This is a genomic window from Citrobacter sp. Cpa228, assembly GCF_030333085.1.
GTDB classification, from domain to species: Bacteria; Pseudomonadota; Gammaproteobacteria; order Enterobacterales; family Enterobacteriaceae; genus Citrobacter; species Citrobacter pasteurii.
This window is the reverse complement of record NZ_JAOWGQ010000053.1, coordinates 231,980-247,672: the sequence shown is the minus strand read 5'-3', so window position 1 is coordinate 247,672 and position 15,693 is coordinate 231,980. Positions and strand designations below refer to the sequence as shown.

Sequence of the window (15,693 nt, the reverse complement as noted above, 5' to 3'; positions counted from 1 at the left end):
CGCCGCCATCCGACACTGTTCGAAGATTATTTGATCCCGTCTGCGCTCATGCGATCGCGAATATGTTGCGCACGTTCTGCGGATGCCGGGTGATCGTCAAACATTGAGCTTTGGCGTCCTGCTTCCAGTTTTGCCAGTTTCTCAAAACTGGTGGCTAAGCCAGCCGGGTTGATCCCACGTTTGCGCAACAGATCATACGAGTAATCATCCGCCTCGGATTCCTGACGCTGGGAGAACTGCGAGTTCACCAGTTTCTCGCCAAGATCGCCCAATTGCGATTGCGACAGGCTGCCGACAATCCCGCCAGCGGAAGCCGCAGCTGCCCGCACGGCGTTCGTACCCAGCGCAACCTGCATCCCTTTTTTCACGTGACCCAGCGCAACGTGACCCATTTCGTGGCCGATCACCGCTTCGACTTCGTTGTCGGTCATCATATCCATCAGGCCGCTGTATACACGAATACAGCCGTTCGCCATGGCAAAGGCATTCACATCTTTCGCCATATACACTTTGTAGTTCACCGGCTGGCCGTTAATGTTATCGCCAAGCGCGGCGGCTATTTTGCCAAGGCGCGTAGCATACTCGCTGCCGCTCGGGGCGATAGTAGCCTTGCTGTCCATATCTTTACAGGCCTGATCGCTCAGCGCTTTTACCTGCGCATCGCTCAGACTGTAGGCCTGAAAAGCCTCTGCGCCTGAGGAAAGTAGCCCGTTTGAGTCCATGTTCTGGCAGCCGGTCAAAGCCGCTGCCATGCTCGTAGCAAGCAGTAAAGCGCGAATTTTCATTTTTTCTCTTCCGCACAAGGTCTGGATTATTCTAAAAAATGCGTCGTTTACAGGTGAACCGACGCTCGGCCTAAGTATAAAGAAAAGAACAATAAGCGGGCGAGAAGATTGCGCAACTTGCGCGCATGATCCAGAGATTTCTGAAGCGGTAAAAGGATGCTCCATGTACATGACACGCGGCTTGGGTTACATTGTTGGCACTTTTTTCCGGCGTAGCCCAAAACGCGCTGTCGTCAAGTCGTTTAGGGCGTGGCCTTCATTATCCGATCTGGAGTCAAAATGTCCTCACGTAAAGAGCTTGCCAATGCTATTCGTGCGCTGAGCATGGACGCAGTACAGAAAGCCAAATCCGGTCACCCGGGTGCCCCGATGGGTATGGCTGACATTGCCGAAGTCCTGTGGCGTGATTTCCTGAACCACAACCCGACTAACCCGTCCTGGGCTGACCGTGACCGCTTCGTGCTGTCTAACGGCCACGGTTCAATGCTGATTTACAGCCTGCTGCACCTCACCGGCTATGATCTGCCGATGTCCGAGCTGCAGAACTTCCGTCAGCTGCACTCCAAAACGCCGGGTCACCCTGAAGTGGGTTACACCGCGGGTGTTGAAACCACGACCGGTCCTCTGGGTCAGGGCATTGCGAATGCAGTGGGTATGGCTATCGCTGAAAAAACGCTGGCGGCGCAGTTTAACCGTCCTGGTCACGACATCGTTGACCACTTCACCTATGCGTTCATGGGCGACGGCTGCATGATGGAAGGTATCTCTCACGAGGTATGCTCCCTGGCCGGTACGCTGAAACTGGGTAAACTGGTTGCGTTCTATGATGACAATGGCATCTCTATCGATGGTCACGTTGAAGGCTGGTTCACCGATGACACCGCGAAGCGTTTCGAAGCTTACGGCTGGCATGTGGTTCGTGGCGTAGATGGTCACGATGCTGACGCGATTAAACGCGCCGTTGAAGAAGCACGCGCAGTGACTGACAAACCGTCCCTGCTGATGTGCAAAACCATCATCGGTTTCGGTTCCCCGAACAAAGCCGGTACTCACGACTCTCACGGTGCGCCGCTGGGCGATGCAGAAATCGCACTGACCCGCGAACAGCTGGGCTGGAAATACGCGCCGTTCGAAATCCCGTCTGAAATCTACGCACAGTGGGATGCGAAAGAAGCCGGCCAGGCAAAAGAAGCCGCATGGAACGAGAAGTTCGCTGCTTATGCCAACGCTTTCCCGCAGGAAGCTGCTGAATTCACCCGTCGTATGAAAGGTGAAATGCCGTCTGACTTCGACGCGAAAGCCAACGAGTTCATTGCTAAGCTGCAGGCTAATCCGGCGAAAATCGCCAGCCGTAAAGCGTCTCAGAACGCGATTGAAGCCTTCGGTCCTTTGCTGCCTGAATTCCTCGGCGGCTCCGCTGACCTGGCACCTTCTAACCTGACTCTGTGGTCTGGTTCTAAGGCCATCAACGAAGATACTGCCGGTAATTACATCCATTACGGTGTACGTGAATTCGGTATGACCGCTATCGCAAACGGTATTTCCCTGCACGGTGGTTTCCTGCCGTACACCTCTACCTTCCTGATGTTCGTGGAATATGCCCGTAACGCGGTGCGTATGGCTGCGCTGATGAAACAGCGTCAGGTGATGGTCTATACCCACGACTCCATCGGTCTGGGCGAAGATGGCCCGACTCACCAGCCGGTAGAGCAGGTTGCTTCTCTGCGTGTGACCCCGAACATGAGCACATGGCGTCCGTGTGACCAGGTTGAATCCGCCGTTGCGTGGAAATACGGCGTTGAACGTCAGGACGGCCCGACCGCGCTGATCCTCTCTCGCCAGAACCTGGCGCAGCAGGAACGTACCGCCGAGCAACTGGCAAACATCGCTCGCGGTGGTTACGTGCTGAAAGACTGCGACGGTCAGCCGGAACTGATCTTCATCGCTACTGGTTCTGAAGTTGAACTGGCTGTGGCTGCGTGGGACAAACTGACCGCTGAAGGCGTGAAAGCGCGTGTGGTTTCCATGCCGTCTACCGATGCATTCGACAAGCAGGATGCGGCTTACCGTGAATCCGTACTGCCGAAAGCCGTCTCTGCTCGCGTCGCTATCGAAGCAGGCATTGCGGACTACTGGTTCAAATACGTGGGTCTGAATGGCGCAATCGTCGGGATGACCACCTTCGGTGAGTCTGCACCGGCAGAACTGCTGTTTGAAGAGTTCGGCTTCACCGTCGACAACGTAGTCGCGAAAGCAAAAGAACTGCTGTAATTTCGATTACAGGTGAAAACGGGTCGCTCAGGCGGCCCGTTTTTTAATTTGATTGAATTTAATTTACTCCGCGCAACCTGTAATTGTAGATCCGTATCACAAATGTGATATTTAGTGTTATTTGATATTTGCAGCATGAGTCACGCAATTAGTGTTGCTTTTTATTTTTAATGTCTCAATTCATTGTTTTTAAAGACTTCACGAAAAGACATTCCGCACCATACGTATTTCCCCCCTCGATTGATTCCATGTTGCCGCACGCGTATTTTATTTTTAACGCTAACTCGTACCCTAATAATAAAATAAGGAAAATGTATGCGGTTGATTGATTACTTTCCCGAATCATCTATCTCAATAAAAGATTCAGCAAAGAACTGGCAGGAAGCAATTGACTTTTCTATGTCATCCTTACTCGCCAATCATTATGTCAATTCAGATTATATTCAGGCGATCAAAGACTCAACGATTAACAATGGCCCTTATTATATTTTAGCGCCTGGCGTCGCCATGCCACACGCTCGGCCGGAATGTGGCGCGTTAAAAACCGGAATGTCATTAACGCTTCTTAAACAGGAAGTGAAATTTGCCGATGATGATGAAGGTATCAAATTATTAATCGGGTTGTCGGCGGCAAATGCTGACTCTCACATTGGCGCTATTCAGGCCTTAAGCGAATTATTATGTGAAGAGGAAGCGCTAACCGCTTTGTTAGCGGCTAAATCAGAAAAACAACTGGCGGATATTATCGCCTTCGCATAATTCATCGTTTCCTTTCAGGATATTATTATGGAAAACAAGTCTGCTCGTGCCAAAGTCCAGGCTTTTGGTGGGTTTTTGACTGCAATGGTCATTCCCAATATCGGTGCCTTTATTGCCTGGGGTTTTATAACCGCATTGTTTATTCCTACCGGTTGGATGCCGAATGAGCATTTCGCCAAAATTGTCGGTCCGATGATTACCTATTTACTGCCCGTCATGATTGGCTCCACAGGGGGGCATCTGGTTGGCGGAAAACGTGGCGCGGTAATGGGAGGCATTGGTTCTATTGGCGTTATTGTGGGCGCGGATATCCCAATGTTCCTTGGCGCGATGGTGATGGGGCCGCTTGGCGGCTGGGTGATTAAGCATATCGACCGCCTGCTGGAAAAACGCATCCCCGCTGGTTTCGAGATGGTTATCAATAACTTCTCCCTGGGTATTGCGGGAATGCTCTTATGTTTGCTGGGGTTCGAAGTTATTGGCCCGGCGGTTCTCATTGCCAATAATTTTGTGAAGGAGTGTATTGAAGCGTTGGTTCATGCAGGTTATCTGCCGTTGCTATCTGTAATCAATGAGCCTGCGAAAATCCTCTTTCTGAATAATGCTATCGATCAGGGCGTCTATTATCCGTTGGGAATGCAGCAAGCCTCTGAAACGGGAAAATCGATTTTCTTCATGGTGGCATCCAACCCGGGGCCGGGATTAGGCCTGTTACTCGGCTTTGCCATCTTTGGCAAAGGGATGAGTAAAAAATCCGCGCCAGGCGCCATGATTATCCACTTCCTCGGTGGTATTCATGAACTGTATTTCCCGTATGTGCTGATGAAGCCTTTAACCCTGATTGGGATGATTGCCGGGGGAATGACCGGGACGTGGGTATTTCACCTGCTGGACGGTGGGTTGGTTGCAGGACCGAGCCCAGGATCAATATTCGCCTATCTGGCATTAACGCCAAAAGGTTCTTTCCTCGCGACCATTGCAGGCGTTACAGCGGGAACCGTTGTTACTTTTGTGATTACCTCTGTAATCCTGAAAATGGAAAAGAGCGTAGAAACGGAAAGTGAGGATGACTTTGCTGAATCAGCCAGAACCGTCAAAGCGATGAAGCAGGAAGGTAAGTTCTCTTATAAAAATATTAAACGCGTCGCTTTTGTGTGTGACGCGGGAATGGGTTCCAGTGCGATGGGGGCTACCACGTTTCGTAAACGTCTGGAAAAAGCCGGGTATGCGATTAATGTGACGCACTATGCTATCGAAAACGTTCCGCAAGATGCCGATATTATTGTTACCCATGCCAGTCTTGAAGGCCGTGTTAAACGAGTGAGTGAAAAACCATTAGTCCTGATTAAGAACTATATTGGTGATCCATTGTTGGACGATTTATTTAAACGCATTACTGCGAACTAGCCTTCTTCTATTTTGGGAGTAAGTATGAAAACGAAAGTGGCTGCCATATATGGCAAGCAGGATATTCGTATCCGCGAATTTGATCTGCCTGAAATTACAGATAACGAATTGTTAGTAAGCGTAATATCCGATAGCGTATGTTTATCCACCTGGAAAGCGGCGGCATTGGGGAGCGATCATAAACGCGTACCGGACGATCTGGAAAATCATCCGGTTATTACCGGACATGAATGTGCAGGTATCATTGTTGAGGTAGGAAAAAAACTGACGGATAAATATAAGAAAGGTCAGCGTTTTGTGTTGCAACCCGCGATGGGATTGCCAAGTGGATATTCCGCGGGATACAGCTACGAATATTTTGGCGGCAATGCGACATATATGATTATCCCGGAAGTGGCGATTAACCTGGGATGCGTTTTACCTTACCACGGCTCTTATTTTGCCGCCGCCTCATTGGCAGAGCCGATGTGCTGCATTATTGGTGCGTATAACGCGAATTTTCATACCACGCCTTACGTTTATGAGCATCGCATGGGGATTAAGCCGGGGGGAAGCATTGCGCTTCTGGCCTGCGCCGGGCCGATGGGTATCGGCGCAATAGATTATGCCATTAACGGCAGTATTCAGCCGTCACGCGTGGTGGTGGTTGACATTGATGAAGCACGACTGGCGCAGGCTAAAAAACTGTTGCCGATTGAGCTGGCGGCAGAAAAAGGGATTGAGCTTATCTATGTGAATACCTCCGGCATGGACTCTCCGACCGTGATGCTGCGCGCCCTTACCAATGACGCAGGTTTTGATGATGTCTTTGTGTATGCGGCAGTGCCAGCCGTCATTGAAATGGCTGACGATTTACTTGCGGAAGATGGTTGCCTGAATTTCTTTGCCGGGCCGACGGACAGCAACTTCAAAGTGCCGTTTAATTTTTATAACGTGCACTACAACAGCACTCACGTGGTCGGGACCTCCGGTGGATCAACGGATGATATGAAAGAGGCTATTGCACTCAGTGCAACCGGACAGCTACAGCCGTCGTTTATGGTAACGCACATTGGCGGCCTTGATGCGGTTCCGGAAACCGTATTGAATTTACCGGCAATTCCCGGCGGTAAAAAGCTGATTTATAACGGCGTTACCATGCCGCTAACCGCTATTGCTGATTTTGCCGAGAAAGGGAAAACTGACCCATTATTCAAAGAGCTGGCGCTGCTGGTGGAGGAAACTCACGGCATCTGGAATGAAAAGGCAGAAAAATACCTGCTGGCACACTTCGGCGTTGATATCGGGGAGGCGGCGATATGATGTCGCTGGCATGGCCGCTATTTCGTATCACGGAGCAGGCTGCGCTGGCAGCCTGGCCGCAAACCGGGTGCGGCGATAAAAACAAGATTGATGGTCTGGCCGTGACGGCAATGCGCGAAGCATTGAACAGTATTGCCATCCGCGGGCGAATCGTCATTGGCGAAGGGGAGATTGATCGTGCCCCGATGCTGTGGATTGGTGAGGAAGTGGGAACCGGCGCCGGACCTGAGGTCGATATCGCCGTCGATCCTATTGAAGGCACACGAATGGTGGCGATGGGGCAATGCAATGCGCTGGCTGTCATGGCGTTTGCCCCTCGCGGCAGTTTGTTACACGCCCCTGATATGTACATGAAAAAACTGGTTGTTAATCGGTATGCAAAAGGGGCGATTAATCTGGCACTGCCGTTGGCAGACAATCTGCGCAATGTGGCTGAGGCACTGGGCAAACCGCTGGAGCGACTGCGGATGGTGACGCTGGATAAACCGCGTCTTCAACCGGCGATTGCCGAAGCGACACGACTGGGCGTCAAAGTCTTTGCGCTGCCCGATGGCGATGTGGCTGCCAGCGTGTTGGCCTGTATGCAGGAAAATCCCTATGACCTGATGTACACCATTGGCGGGGCACCTGAAGGGGTTATTTCAGCTTGCGCAGTTAAAGCGCTGGGGGGCGACATGCAGGCTGAACTGATTGATTTTTGCGAGGCGAAAGGTGATAGCGCAGATAATCGTCTGATTGCGGCACAGGAACGTCAGCGCTGCATGGAAATGGGCGTTGAGATCAACCGTATCTATGCGCTCGACGAACTGGTAGGGGGAAATAAGATCCTCTTCAGCGCGACGGGTGTTACGGGCGGCGATCTTGTGAAAGGGATCCAACAGGTTGCGAATGGTGTGCGCACGCAAACTTTACTGATCGGCGGCGCGGATCGAACGTGTAATATAATAGACTCTCTGCATTCATGGTGATTTATCGGGTAACTAATGACGACGCTGACAGAAGACGATGTGCTTGAGCAACTGGATGCTCAAAATAATTTACTTTCGTTTATGACGACGGCACATAACATTTTGCTCCAGGGCATTAAGCGCTTTCTGCCGTCGCTGTTCGTTAATAACGATGAAGAGATCGTGGAATATGCAGTGAAGCCGTTGCTCGCCCAGAGTGGACCGCTTGACGATATCGACGTTGCGCTACGTCTGATTTATGCGCTGGGAAAAATGGATAAATGGCTTTACGCCGATATCACCCATTTTTCCCAGTTTTATCAGTACTTAAACGGGCAGGATACTATCCCCGGTTTTGCCGATGACATCACCTGGGATTTTGTTAGCAACGTGAACAGTATTACCCGCAACGCAACGCTCTACGGCGCGCTGGAGTCAATGAAATTTGCCGACTTTGCTGCGTGGTCCGAGGTGCGCTTTAGCGCAATGGTCAAGACGGCAATGACGCTGGCGGTGACGGCGATTTTAAAGGAATTAACGCCGTGAAAATCGAACTAACGGTGAATGGGCTCCAGGTTGAAGCACATTACCATGATGATGAGATAGAGAACGTCCACAAACCGTTATTACAGCAACTGGCAAAAATACAGGCCGCTAACCCGCAGCGACGTACGATAGTTTTTCTCTGCGCGCCACCGGGTACGGGTAAATCGACGCTGACCACCTTCTGGGAATATCTCTGCGCTCAGGATCCTTGTCTGCCGAAGATCCAGACGCTGCCGATGGATGGCTTCCATCACTACAACAACTGGCTGGATGCCCATAATCTGCGGACATACAAAGGTGCGCCGGAAACCTTTGATGTGGATAAGCTTGCGCAGAATCTACGCCAGATAAGGGAAGGGGAAGGCTTCTGGCCGCAATACGATCGGCAAAAACACGATCCGGTCGAAGAGGCCATACGGGTGACTGCGCCGATGGTGATTGTGGAGGGAAACTGGCTATTGCGCGATGATGAAAGATGGCGAGCGTTAGCTGAGTTTTGTGATTACTCGTTGTTTATTCGCGCTCCAGCCAATGCGCTGCGTACGCGACTGGTAGGCCGTAAACTGGCTGGCGGACTCTCACAAGTTGACGCTGAGGCATTTTATGAGCGTACCGACGGACCGAATGTTCGTCGGGTGCTGGAAGATAGCCTGCCAGCAGACCTTATGCTGGAGATGACGCTTGAGGGGGCATATCGGACGGCATGAGATTTTTGTTGTGTAGCCGTACTACGCGCGAAAAATGGCGCTGCGTAAATGCAGCGTCATGACTGATCGCTACAACGCTGGCGCCACGCGTACGACACACTGCCAGCCAGTTTTCGAAGACGCCAAGCCAGTGCGCATCAAAGTCCCGGCTGGGCTCATCCAGCAGTAGAATAGCAGGTTCGAGGGCTTCCAGACTGGCGACGGCAACCATACGTCGCTGTGCAGTATGCAGATCGAGCGGGTGCGCGTCGGCGACATCCTCTAATTGACATAATCGCAGCGCCGCCATCGTGCGTTGCGCAATTTCAGTCGCCGGATGCTTCTGTAGCCGTAATCCAAAAGCCACTTCCTCTGCCACCTTGCTGTGAAAAAGTTGATTTTCAGCTTCCTGAAACAGGACGCCGAGCACCCTGGCACGCTCCCGGTTTTTCAGTTGCGCAATCGGACGGCTCTGCAGGGTTATTGTGCCGGATGAAGGCGTCAGTAGCCCGGCCATGATGCGCAAAAGCGTGGATTTTCCTGCGCCATTATCGCCCGTTAGTGCCAGCCATTCCCCCTCCTGGAGTTCCAGCGAAATATTGCGTAAACAGTCATCGGCGGCGTTCGGCCAGCGATAACTGACCTGGTTTAGCGTTAGCATAGTGGTGACAATGCTCCGTCGCGCTGCTGCCATGCCTGCTGGCAGTAGCTGAGAAAAGGTGAAGGGTTGCGTTCGAAAAGTATTACCAAAGCATGCTGTTCCTGTGCCCACTGTTGCAGTCGCGCCAGCAGCATTGCCGTGGCTTGCGCCGTCAGGCGACTGAACGCTTCATCCAGAATCAATATTTTCGGCTGCATGGCGAGTGCGCTGGCAATGACTACCCGCTGGGTTTCCCCGCCGGAAAGGGTGCCGGGATGACGATGACGCAGGGGCTGACATTCCGTCAGCGTCAGGGCGGCATCTATGCGCTGCATAATTTCAGCCTCGTCCAGACAGAGGTTTTCCGGGCCAAACGCCACTTCTTCTTCCACGCTGAAAGTACAACCTGAAAGCTGCAGGTAAGGTGACTGCTGCACAAGCTGGATGGTACTCGACTGCTCGACCAGCGATAGTTGCCCGATGGGATTACCCAGTAGCGTACCAGTGCCCTCAATTTCTCCCGGAAGGAAGTCGGGGTACCAGCCAGCCATCAGCTGTGCCAGCGTACTTTTCCCGCTGCCGTTCTCACCAAAAATAGCCACCATACCAGGCCTGGCGTAATGGAAATCGTAACAGGCGGATGGCCGCATAGCGTGCGTCGGAATATAGCGAAACTGCTCTAACGTAACCATATCCAGATTCCTGTCTCAACTGCCATCAGAACCACCATACCGTAGCGGGCCAGACGTTGTAAGGTGCTGTCTGGCGGCGCCCATAGCGTGGTGCGAGTGCGATGCAGGCGAAATCCCCGCATATCGAGCGCTGCACCGCGAACGGCCAAGTCATTGAGCGCGTTATGGGTGAGCGGCACAATCAATGCCGGCATAGCGCGTAAACGTTGGTACCAGGACTCATCCAGCGGTACGCCGCGTGCGCGCTGAGCCTCGTGAATAATCGCCAATTGGCGTTTGAGTTGTTCAACCACCAGCAGCGGGCCTGCGAACAGATAGGCAACGCCTGGCGGCAGGCGAGAAGCAAACAGGGCGCGCATAAAGCGCGCAACCGGCACGTACTGCATCCACATCTGCGATGTCGACACAATGGCCAGGATCCGCAGCCAGAGCGTAACGGCATCGCCCCAGCGTTCTGGAGTGCGCGGCTGCCCGCTAATCCACTCGGTAAGCCATCCGCCGTGTACCAGCCATAGCCCCAGTCCTAAGGGGATCATCAGCCAGAGTACGTATTTCGCCCGCGACCGCGTAGCCTTCATACATAGCAAACCGACAAACGTCGCGGCGCTGTACAAGCTGAGCGGCACTCCGGCTGGCAGCAGGAGCGTGGAGCAGGCGGCAAGCGCCCACAGAGTTAACGACGTAAACGGATGCATTTAGCGCACGGCAGACATCGTAGGGAAATGGCGCGTGGTGCGCAGCGGAAGTTGTCGCAGCAGCACCCAGACGATGATTGCCGTGAGGATTTTATCGACCAGATTCGCTCCGATGACGGTGATGGCGACGGACTCAACCAGGTTCTGACCGACCGAGTGCATCCAGGCGACAAAAAGATCCGCGCCGCTGCCAGTGACACCGCCGAACAGAGTCGTGCGAATCGGCACGGCAACGAGGGTCACGGCAAGCGTGATAATTACGCCGCTGACCACGACTTTGGGTAAGGTGCGAAACCATCCCGCCCGTGCCAGCCAACCGGCGACCAGTCCAATAACCATGGCGACGGGCGCAAAGGCGGCGGCGATCGGATCGGTCAGTAACCCCCACAACAGATTAGTGAGTAATCCGGTTAGCATCCCCACGACCGGGCCTAACAGCACCGCGCTGATCAACGTGCCAATCGAGTCGAGAAAAATAGGCAATTTCAACATGCTGATAAGCTGCCCACCGACCATGTTGATGGCGATAGCAATGACAATAAGTACCAGAGACTGGCTGGAAAATTGGCGACGCGCCATAAAAGACCTCGTATAAGTGAAGCGTTAGCGGGATGAAATAACCAGTTCGTCATAACCGGAAACGGCGCAGGGCTGACGGCTGAATGCCAGAGACGTCAACTCGCCAATCACCAGTTCCAGCGTGGTTCGCACGGTACAGCCCGGCATCATGTGCCCGCCCAGCATTGCGCCGCGTGGGTCAGCAACCGCCAGATGGAGATGCTCGCCGGTAAGTTCCAGCGTGCCGTTCAGAGAGATAATTTCCCACGTACCCGTAAGTAGTGTGGTTTCTTCACGTCCGGCGAAGCGCAGAGCAATATTGGTCAAACTGCCGGTGCAACCCGCTATCCAGGCTGCCTGTAGTTGATGCTGCTGGATAAACGCGTGTAGCGCTGAAAAGACTTCCTGGCCCGGTAATAAACGCAGCGCATGAAAGCGAGCTTCAGATGGTTGGGGATAGAATGTTGCCATAGTTGAGGGACTCCGAGACTCGGACGTTGCGCTGATAATATAGACGCGGTTTAGGGAGCTTTCTGATATTAATCAGGATTTGTGACATGGCAACGAAATAATCTTGCTACGGTTATTCGTAATTCTGGAATATGGAATAAAAGTCGTGTTGAAGGACATTAAAATGTGACGTAAGTCAGATAACTGTGTTCTGTTGCTGGACAATCATTCCTTTTATTCCTCGTTTCGCTTATTCTAGCTGAAGCGTTTCAGTAGACTAAATGTTCGACAATTAACCAATTAGTCGCAGTTTGCGACAGGTAAGGTTTCCCTGAGCGATTTGCTGCATTACTCTGTCTGCCACATCGTTTCTGAGAAATCCTTGCAGGAGACCTATGACCGTACGCGTAGCGATTAATGGTTTCGGTCGCATCGGACGCAACGTGGTTCGTGCTTTGTATGAATCCGGGCGTCGGGCGGAAATCACCGTGGTGGCAATCAACGAACTGGCGGATGCTGCAGGCATGGCGCATTTGTTGAAATATGACACCAGCCATGGGCGTTTTGCCTGGGATGTTCGTCAGGAACGAGACCAGCTCATCGTTGGCGATGACGCGATCCGCATTCTGCATGAGCGAACGCTCGATGCGCTTCCATGGCGCGAACTGGGTGTCGACGTTGTGCTGGATTGTACAGGGGTCTTCGGCAGTCGCGAACACGGCGAGGCGCATATTGCCGCCGGCGCAAAGAAAGTGCTCTTTTCACATCCTGGTAGTCACGACATCGACGCAACCGTTGTGTTTGGCGTTAATCAGGATCAGCTGCGCGCTGAGCACCGGATCGTTTCCAATGCCTCCTGCACCACGAATTGCATAATACCCGTCATCAAATTGCTGGATGATGCTTACGGCATTGAGTCTGGTACCGTCACCACGATCCACTCCGCGATGCACGATCAGCAGGTTATTGATGCTTATCATCCTGACCTGCGTCGCACGCGAGCGGCCAGCCAGTCGATCATTCCGGTTGATACCAAACTGGCGGCGGGCATCACGCGAATTTTCCCGCAGTTTAACGATCGTTTTGAGGCGATAGCGGTGCGTGTACCGACCATAAATGTGACGGCGATCGACTTAAGCGTGACGGTGAAAAAACCAGTAAAAGCCAGTGAAGTCAACCAGTTGCTGCAAAAAGCAGCACAAGGTGCATTTCATGGTATAGTTGACTATACGGAATTACCGTTGGTCTCAGTAGATTTTAACCACGACCCGCACAGCGCCATCGTTGATGGCACGCAAACGCGCGTGAGTGGCGCTCACCTGATCAAAACGCTGGTCTGGTGTGATAATGAATGGGGCTTTGCTAACCGTATGCTCGACACGACGTTAGCGATGGCTGCTATTGGTTTCAGGCTCGACGCTTGAGCGTCGACAAAACTTTATGAATCAACGAGAGGATTCACCATGTCTGTAATTAAGATGACCGATCTGGATCTGGCTGGTAAACGCGTTTTTATCCGTGCGGACCTGAACGTACCAGTTAAAGAAGGGAAAGTAACCAGCGATGCACGTATCCGTGCTTCCCTGCCGACCATCGAACTGGCACTGAAACAGGGTGCTAAAGTGATGGTAACTTCCCACCTGGGTCGTCCTACCGAAGGCGAGTACAACGAAGAATTCTCTCTGCTGCCGGTTGTTAACTACCTGAAAGACAAACTGTCTGCTCCGGTTCGCCTGGTAAAAGATTACCTGGACGGCGTTGAAGTCGCTGCCGGTGAACTGGTTGTTCTGGAAAACGTTCGCTTCAACAAAGGCGAGAAGAAAGACGACGAAGCGCTGTCCAAAAAATATGCTGCTCTGTGCGACGTATTCGTTATGGACGCTTTCGGTACTGCTCACCGTGCGCAGGCGTCTACTCACGGTATCGGTAAATTCGCCGATGTCGCTTGTGCAGGTCCGCTGCTCGCTGCCGAGCTGGATGCACTGGGTAAAGCGCTGAAAGAACCTGCTCGTCCGATGGTTGCTATCGTTGGTGGTTCTAAAGTTTCTACCAAACTGACTGTTCTGGACTCTCTGTCAAAAATCGCTGACCAGCTGATCGTTGGCGGTGGTATCGCGAACACCTTCGTTGCTGCTCAAGGTCACAACGTGGGTAAATCCCTGTACGAAGCAGATCTCGTTGACGAAGCTAAGCGTCTGCTGACCACTTGCGACATCCCGGTTCCGACCGACGTTCGCGTAGCGACTGAATTCTCTGAAACCGCACCGGCTACCCTGAAATCCGTTAGCGATGTAAAAGAAGACGAGCAGATCCTGGATATCGGCGACGCTTCTGCACAGCAACTGGCTGACATCCTGAAGAATGCGAAAACCATTCTGTGGAACGGCCCGGTTGGCGTGTTCGAATTCCCGAACTTCCGCAAAGGTACTGAAATCGTTGCTAATGCCATCGCAGACAGCGAAGCATTCTCTATCGCAGGCGGCGGTGACACCCTGGCAGCAATCGACCTGTTCGGCATTGCTGACAAAATCTCCTACATCTCTACTGGCGGCGGCGCGTTCCTCGAATTCGTGGAAGGCAAAGTGCTGCCAGCAGTAGCCATGCTCGAAGAGCGTGCTAAAAAGTAAGAATTTAATGGGCAGGGAAACCTGCCCTTATTTTAGCGCGCTTTAGGGCGCGCGCCCTTTCCAAGGCCGAAGATACAGGACTCGTAAAATGTCTAAAATTTTTGATTTCGTAAAACCAGGCGTAATCACTGGTGATGACGTACAGAAAGTTTTCCAGGTAGCTAAAGAAAACAACTTTGCTCTGCCAGCTGTTAACTGCGTGGGTACCGACTCCATCAACGCCGTTTTGGAAACTGCTGCAAAAGTTAAAGCGCCGGTAATCGTACAATTCTCCAACGGTGGTGCTTCTTTCATCGCGGGTAAAGGCGTGAAGTCCGACGTTCCTCAGGGCGCTGCAATCCTGGGTGCTATCTCTGGCGCGCATCACGTTCACCAGATGGCTGAACACTACGGTGTTCCGGTTATCCTGCACACTGACCACTGCGCGAAGAAACTGCTGCCGTGGATCGACGGTCTGCTGGACGCGGGTGAAAAACACTTCGCAGCAACCGGCAAACCGCTGTTCTCTTCTCACATGATCGACCTGTCTGAAGAGTCTCTGGAAGAGAACATCGAAATCTGCTCCAAATACCTGGCGCGCATGTCCAAAATGGGCATGACTCTGGAAATCGAACTGGGTTGCACCGGTGGCGAAGAAGACGGCGTGGACAACAGCCACATGGACGCTTCTGCACTGTACACCCAGCCGGAAGACGTTGATTACGCATACACCGAGCTGAGCAAAATCAGCCCGCGTTTCACCATCGCTGCGTCCTTCGGTAACGTACACGGCGTTTACAAGCCGGGTAACGTCGTTCTGACCCCGACCATCCTGCGCGACTCTCAGGACTATGTTTCTAAGAAACATAACCTGCCGCACAACAGCCTGAACTTCGTCTTCCACGGCGGTTCCGGTTCTACTGCTCAGGAAATCAAAGACTCCGTAAGCTACGGCGTAGTGAAAATGAACATCGACACCGATACCCAATGGGCGACCTGGGAAGGCGTTCTGAACTACTACAAAGCAAACGAAGCTTACCTGCAGGGCCAGTTGGGTAACCCGAAAGGCGAAGATCAGCCGAACAAGAAATACTACGATCCGCGCGTATGGCTGCGTGCTGGTCAGGCAACCATGATCACCCGTCTGGAACAGGCTTTCAAAGAACTGAACGCGGTTGACGTTCTGTAATTTACGCCGTTCCACGTGACATGAGGCCCGCAAATGCGGGCCTTTTTTATTGCTATGTCAACGTGCTGCTGGCAGAGAATTCTGTGATCTGTTTGGCAAAATCCAGTTTTATTGTTTACCCTTGTCAGGTTGCCAGTCCCGTCAGGGCGGCTTTATTTCT

Annotated in this window: 16 protein-coding genes; 10 read left to right on the top strand and 6 right to left on the bottom strand. The window is 52.5% G+C overall.

Going from position 1 to position 15,693, the window contains the following annotated elements; all coding sequences use genetic code 11:
- Nucleotides 1-26: 26 nt before the first annotated feature.
- Nucleotides 27-785 carry a metalloprotease LoiP gene (gene loiP, locus OGX91_RS17240; RefSeq protein WP_005123315.1) on the bottom strand — a complete coding sequence of 253 codons (759 nt, stop codon included), beginning with the start codon at nt 783-785 and terminating at the stop codon, nt 27-29.
- A 279-nt stretch (nt 786-1,064) separates the two neighbouring features.
- Between loiP and tkt the strand changes: the two genes are divergently transcribed.
- The 7 genes from tkt (at nt 1,065) to OGX91_RS17205 (ending at nt 8,724) form a co-directional block, all read left to right on the top strand.
- On the top strand, nt 1,065-3,056 hold the full coding sequence (gene tkt / locus OGX91_RS17235; RefSeq protein WP_286626968.1) for a transketolase: 1,992 nt from the start codon (nt 1,065-1,067) through the stop codon (nt 3,054-3,056).
- Nucleotides 3,057-3,371: 315 nt separating this feature from the next.
- Nucleotides 3,372-3,815, top strand: a complete 444-nt coding sequence (gene cmtB, locus OGX91_RS17230; protein ID WP_149692367.1) for a PTS mannitol transporter subunit IIA — start codon at nt 3,372-3,374, stop codon at nt 3,813-3,815.
- Between the two features lie 27 nt (nt 3,816-3,842).
- Complete coding sequence (locus OGX91_RS17225; protein ID WP_286626966.1) at nt 3,843-5,222, top strand: PTS mannitol transporter subunit IIBC; 1,380 nt, start codon at nt 3,843-3,845, stop codon at nt 5,220-5,222.
- Nucleotides 5,223-5,246: 24 nt separating this feature from the next.
- Nucleotides 5,247-6,524 (top strand): zinc-binding dehydrogenase, encoded by a 1,278-nt coding sequence (locus OGX91_RS17220; protein WP_286626965.1) that lies wholly within the window; start codon nt 5,247-5,249, stop codon nt 6,522-6,524.
- On the top strand, nt 6,521-7,492 hold the full coding sequence (glpX, locus tag OGX91_RS17215; RefSeq protein ID WP_286626963.1) for a class II fructose-bisphosphatase: 972 nt from the start codon (nt 6,521-6,523) through the stop codon (nt 7,490-7,492). The genes OGX91_RS17220 and glpX overlap by 4 nt, the downstream gene beginning before the upstream one ends.
- Before the next feature lie 15 nt (nt 7,493-7,507).
- On the top strand, nt 7,508-8,017 hold the full coding sequence (locus tag OGX91_RS17210) for an MltR family transcriptional regulator (protein WP_040232109.1): 510 nt from the start codon (nt 7,508-7,510) through the stop codon (nt 8,015-8,017).
- On the top strand, nt 8,014-8,724 hold the full coding sequence (locus OGX91_RS17205) for a nucleoside/nucleotide kinase family protein (protein WP_040232110.1): 711 nt from the start codon (nt 8,014-8,016) through the stop codon (nt 8,722-8,724). The genes OGX91_RS17210 and OGX91_RS17205 overlap by 4 nt, the downstream gene beginning before the upstream one ends.
- Here the strand turns inward: OGX91_RS17205 and OGX91_RS17200 are convergent.
- Genes OGX91_RS17200 through OGX91_RS17180 form a run of 5 tightly spaced genes read right to left on the bottom strand, consistent with a single transcriptional unit; the run spans nt 8,681 to nt 11,759 of the window.
- Nucleotides 8,681-9,364, bottom strand: coding sequence for an ABC transporter ATP-binding protein (locus tag OGX91_RS17200; protein ID WP_040232111.1), 684 nt, complete (start codon nt 9,362-9,364; stop codon nt 8,681-8,683). The genes OGX91_RS17205 and OGX91_RS17200 overlap by 44 nt on opposite strands.
- Complete coding sequence (locus OGX91_RS17195; protein ID WP_286626961.1) at nt 9,358-10,035, bottom strand: ABC transporter ATP-binding protein; 678 nt, start codon at nt 10,033-10,035, stop codon at nt 9,358-9,360. Before OGX91_RS17195 ends, OGX91_RS17200 begins: the two co-directional genes overlap by 7 nt.
- Nucleotides 10,023-10,730 carry an energy-coupling factor transporter transmembrane component T gene (locus OGX91_RS17190; protein WP_061547623.1) on the bottom strand — a complete coding sequence of 236 codons (708 nt, stop codon included), beginning with the start codon at nt 10,728-10,730 and terminating at the stop codon, nt 10,023-10,025. The genes OGX91_RS17195 and OGX91_RS17190 overlap by 13 nt, the downstream gene beginning before the upstream one ends.
- A complete protein-coding gene (locus OGX91_RS17185; protein ID WP_003027040.1) occupies nt 10,731-11,309 on the bottom strand; it encodes an ECF transporter S component in 579 nt (192 codons plus the stop codon).
- Nucleotides 11,310-11,333: 24 nt separating this feature from the next.
- Nucleotides 11,334-11,759, bottom strand: a complete 426-nt coding sequence (locus tag OGX91_RS17180) for a PPC domain-containing DNA-binding protein (protein ID WP_005123323.1) — start codon at nt 11,757-11,759, stop codon at nt 11,334-11,336.
- 374 nt (nt 11,760-12,133) lie between these two features.
- On the opposite strand from OGX91_RS17180, the gene epd reads away from it, so the two are divergent.
- The 3 genes from epd to fbaA all read left to right on the top strand — a co-directional run bounded on the left by epd (nt 12,134) and on the right by fbaA (nt 15,533).
- Nucleotides 12,134-13,162, top strand: a complete 1,029-nt coding sequence (epd, locus tag OGX91_RS17175) for an erythrose-4-phosphate dehydrogenase (RefSeq protein WP_003027035.1) — start codon at nt 12,134-12,136, stop codon at nt 13,160-13,162.
- Nucleotides 13,163-13,201: 39 nt separating this feature from the next.
- Nucleotides 13,202-14,365: a phosphoglycerate kinase gene (gene pgk, locus OGX91_RS17170; protein ID WP_003027032.1), complete on the top strand. Its 1,164-nt coding sequence runs from the start codon at nt 13,202-13,204 to the stop codon at nt 14,363-14,365.
- 88 nt (nt 14,366-14,453) lie between these two features.
- On the top strand, nt 14,454-15,533 hold the full coding sequence (fbaA, locus tag OGX91_RS17165) for a class II fructose-bisphosphate aldolase (RefSeq protein ID WP_003027029.1): 1,080 nt from the start codon (nt 14,454-14,456) through the stop codon (nt 15,531-15,533).
- Nucleotides 15,534-15,693: the final 160 nt, after the last annotated feature.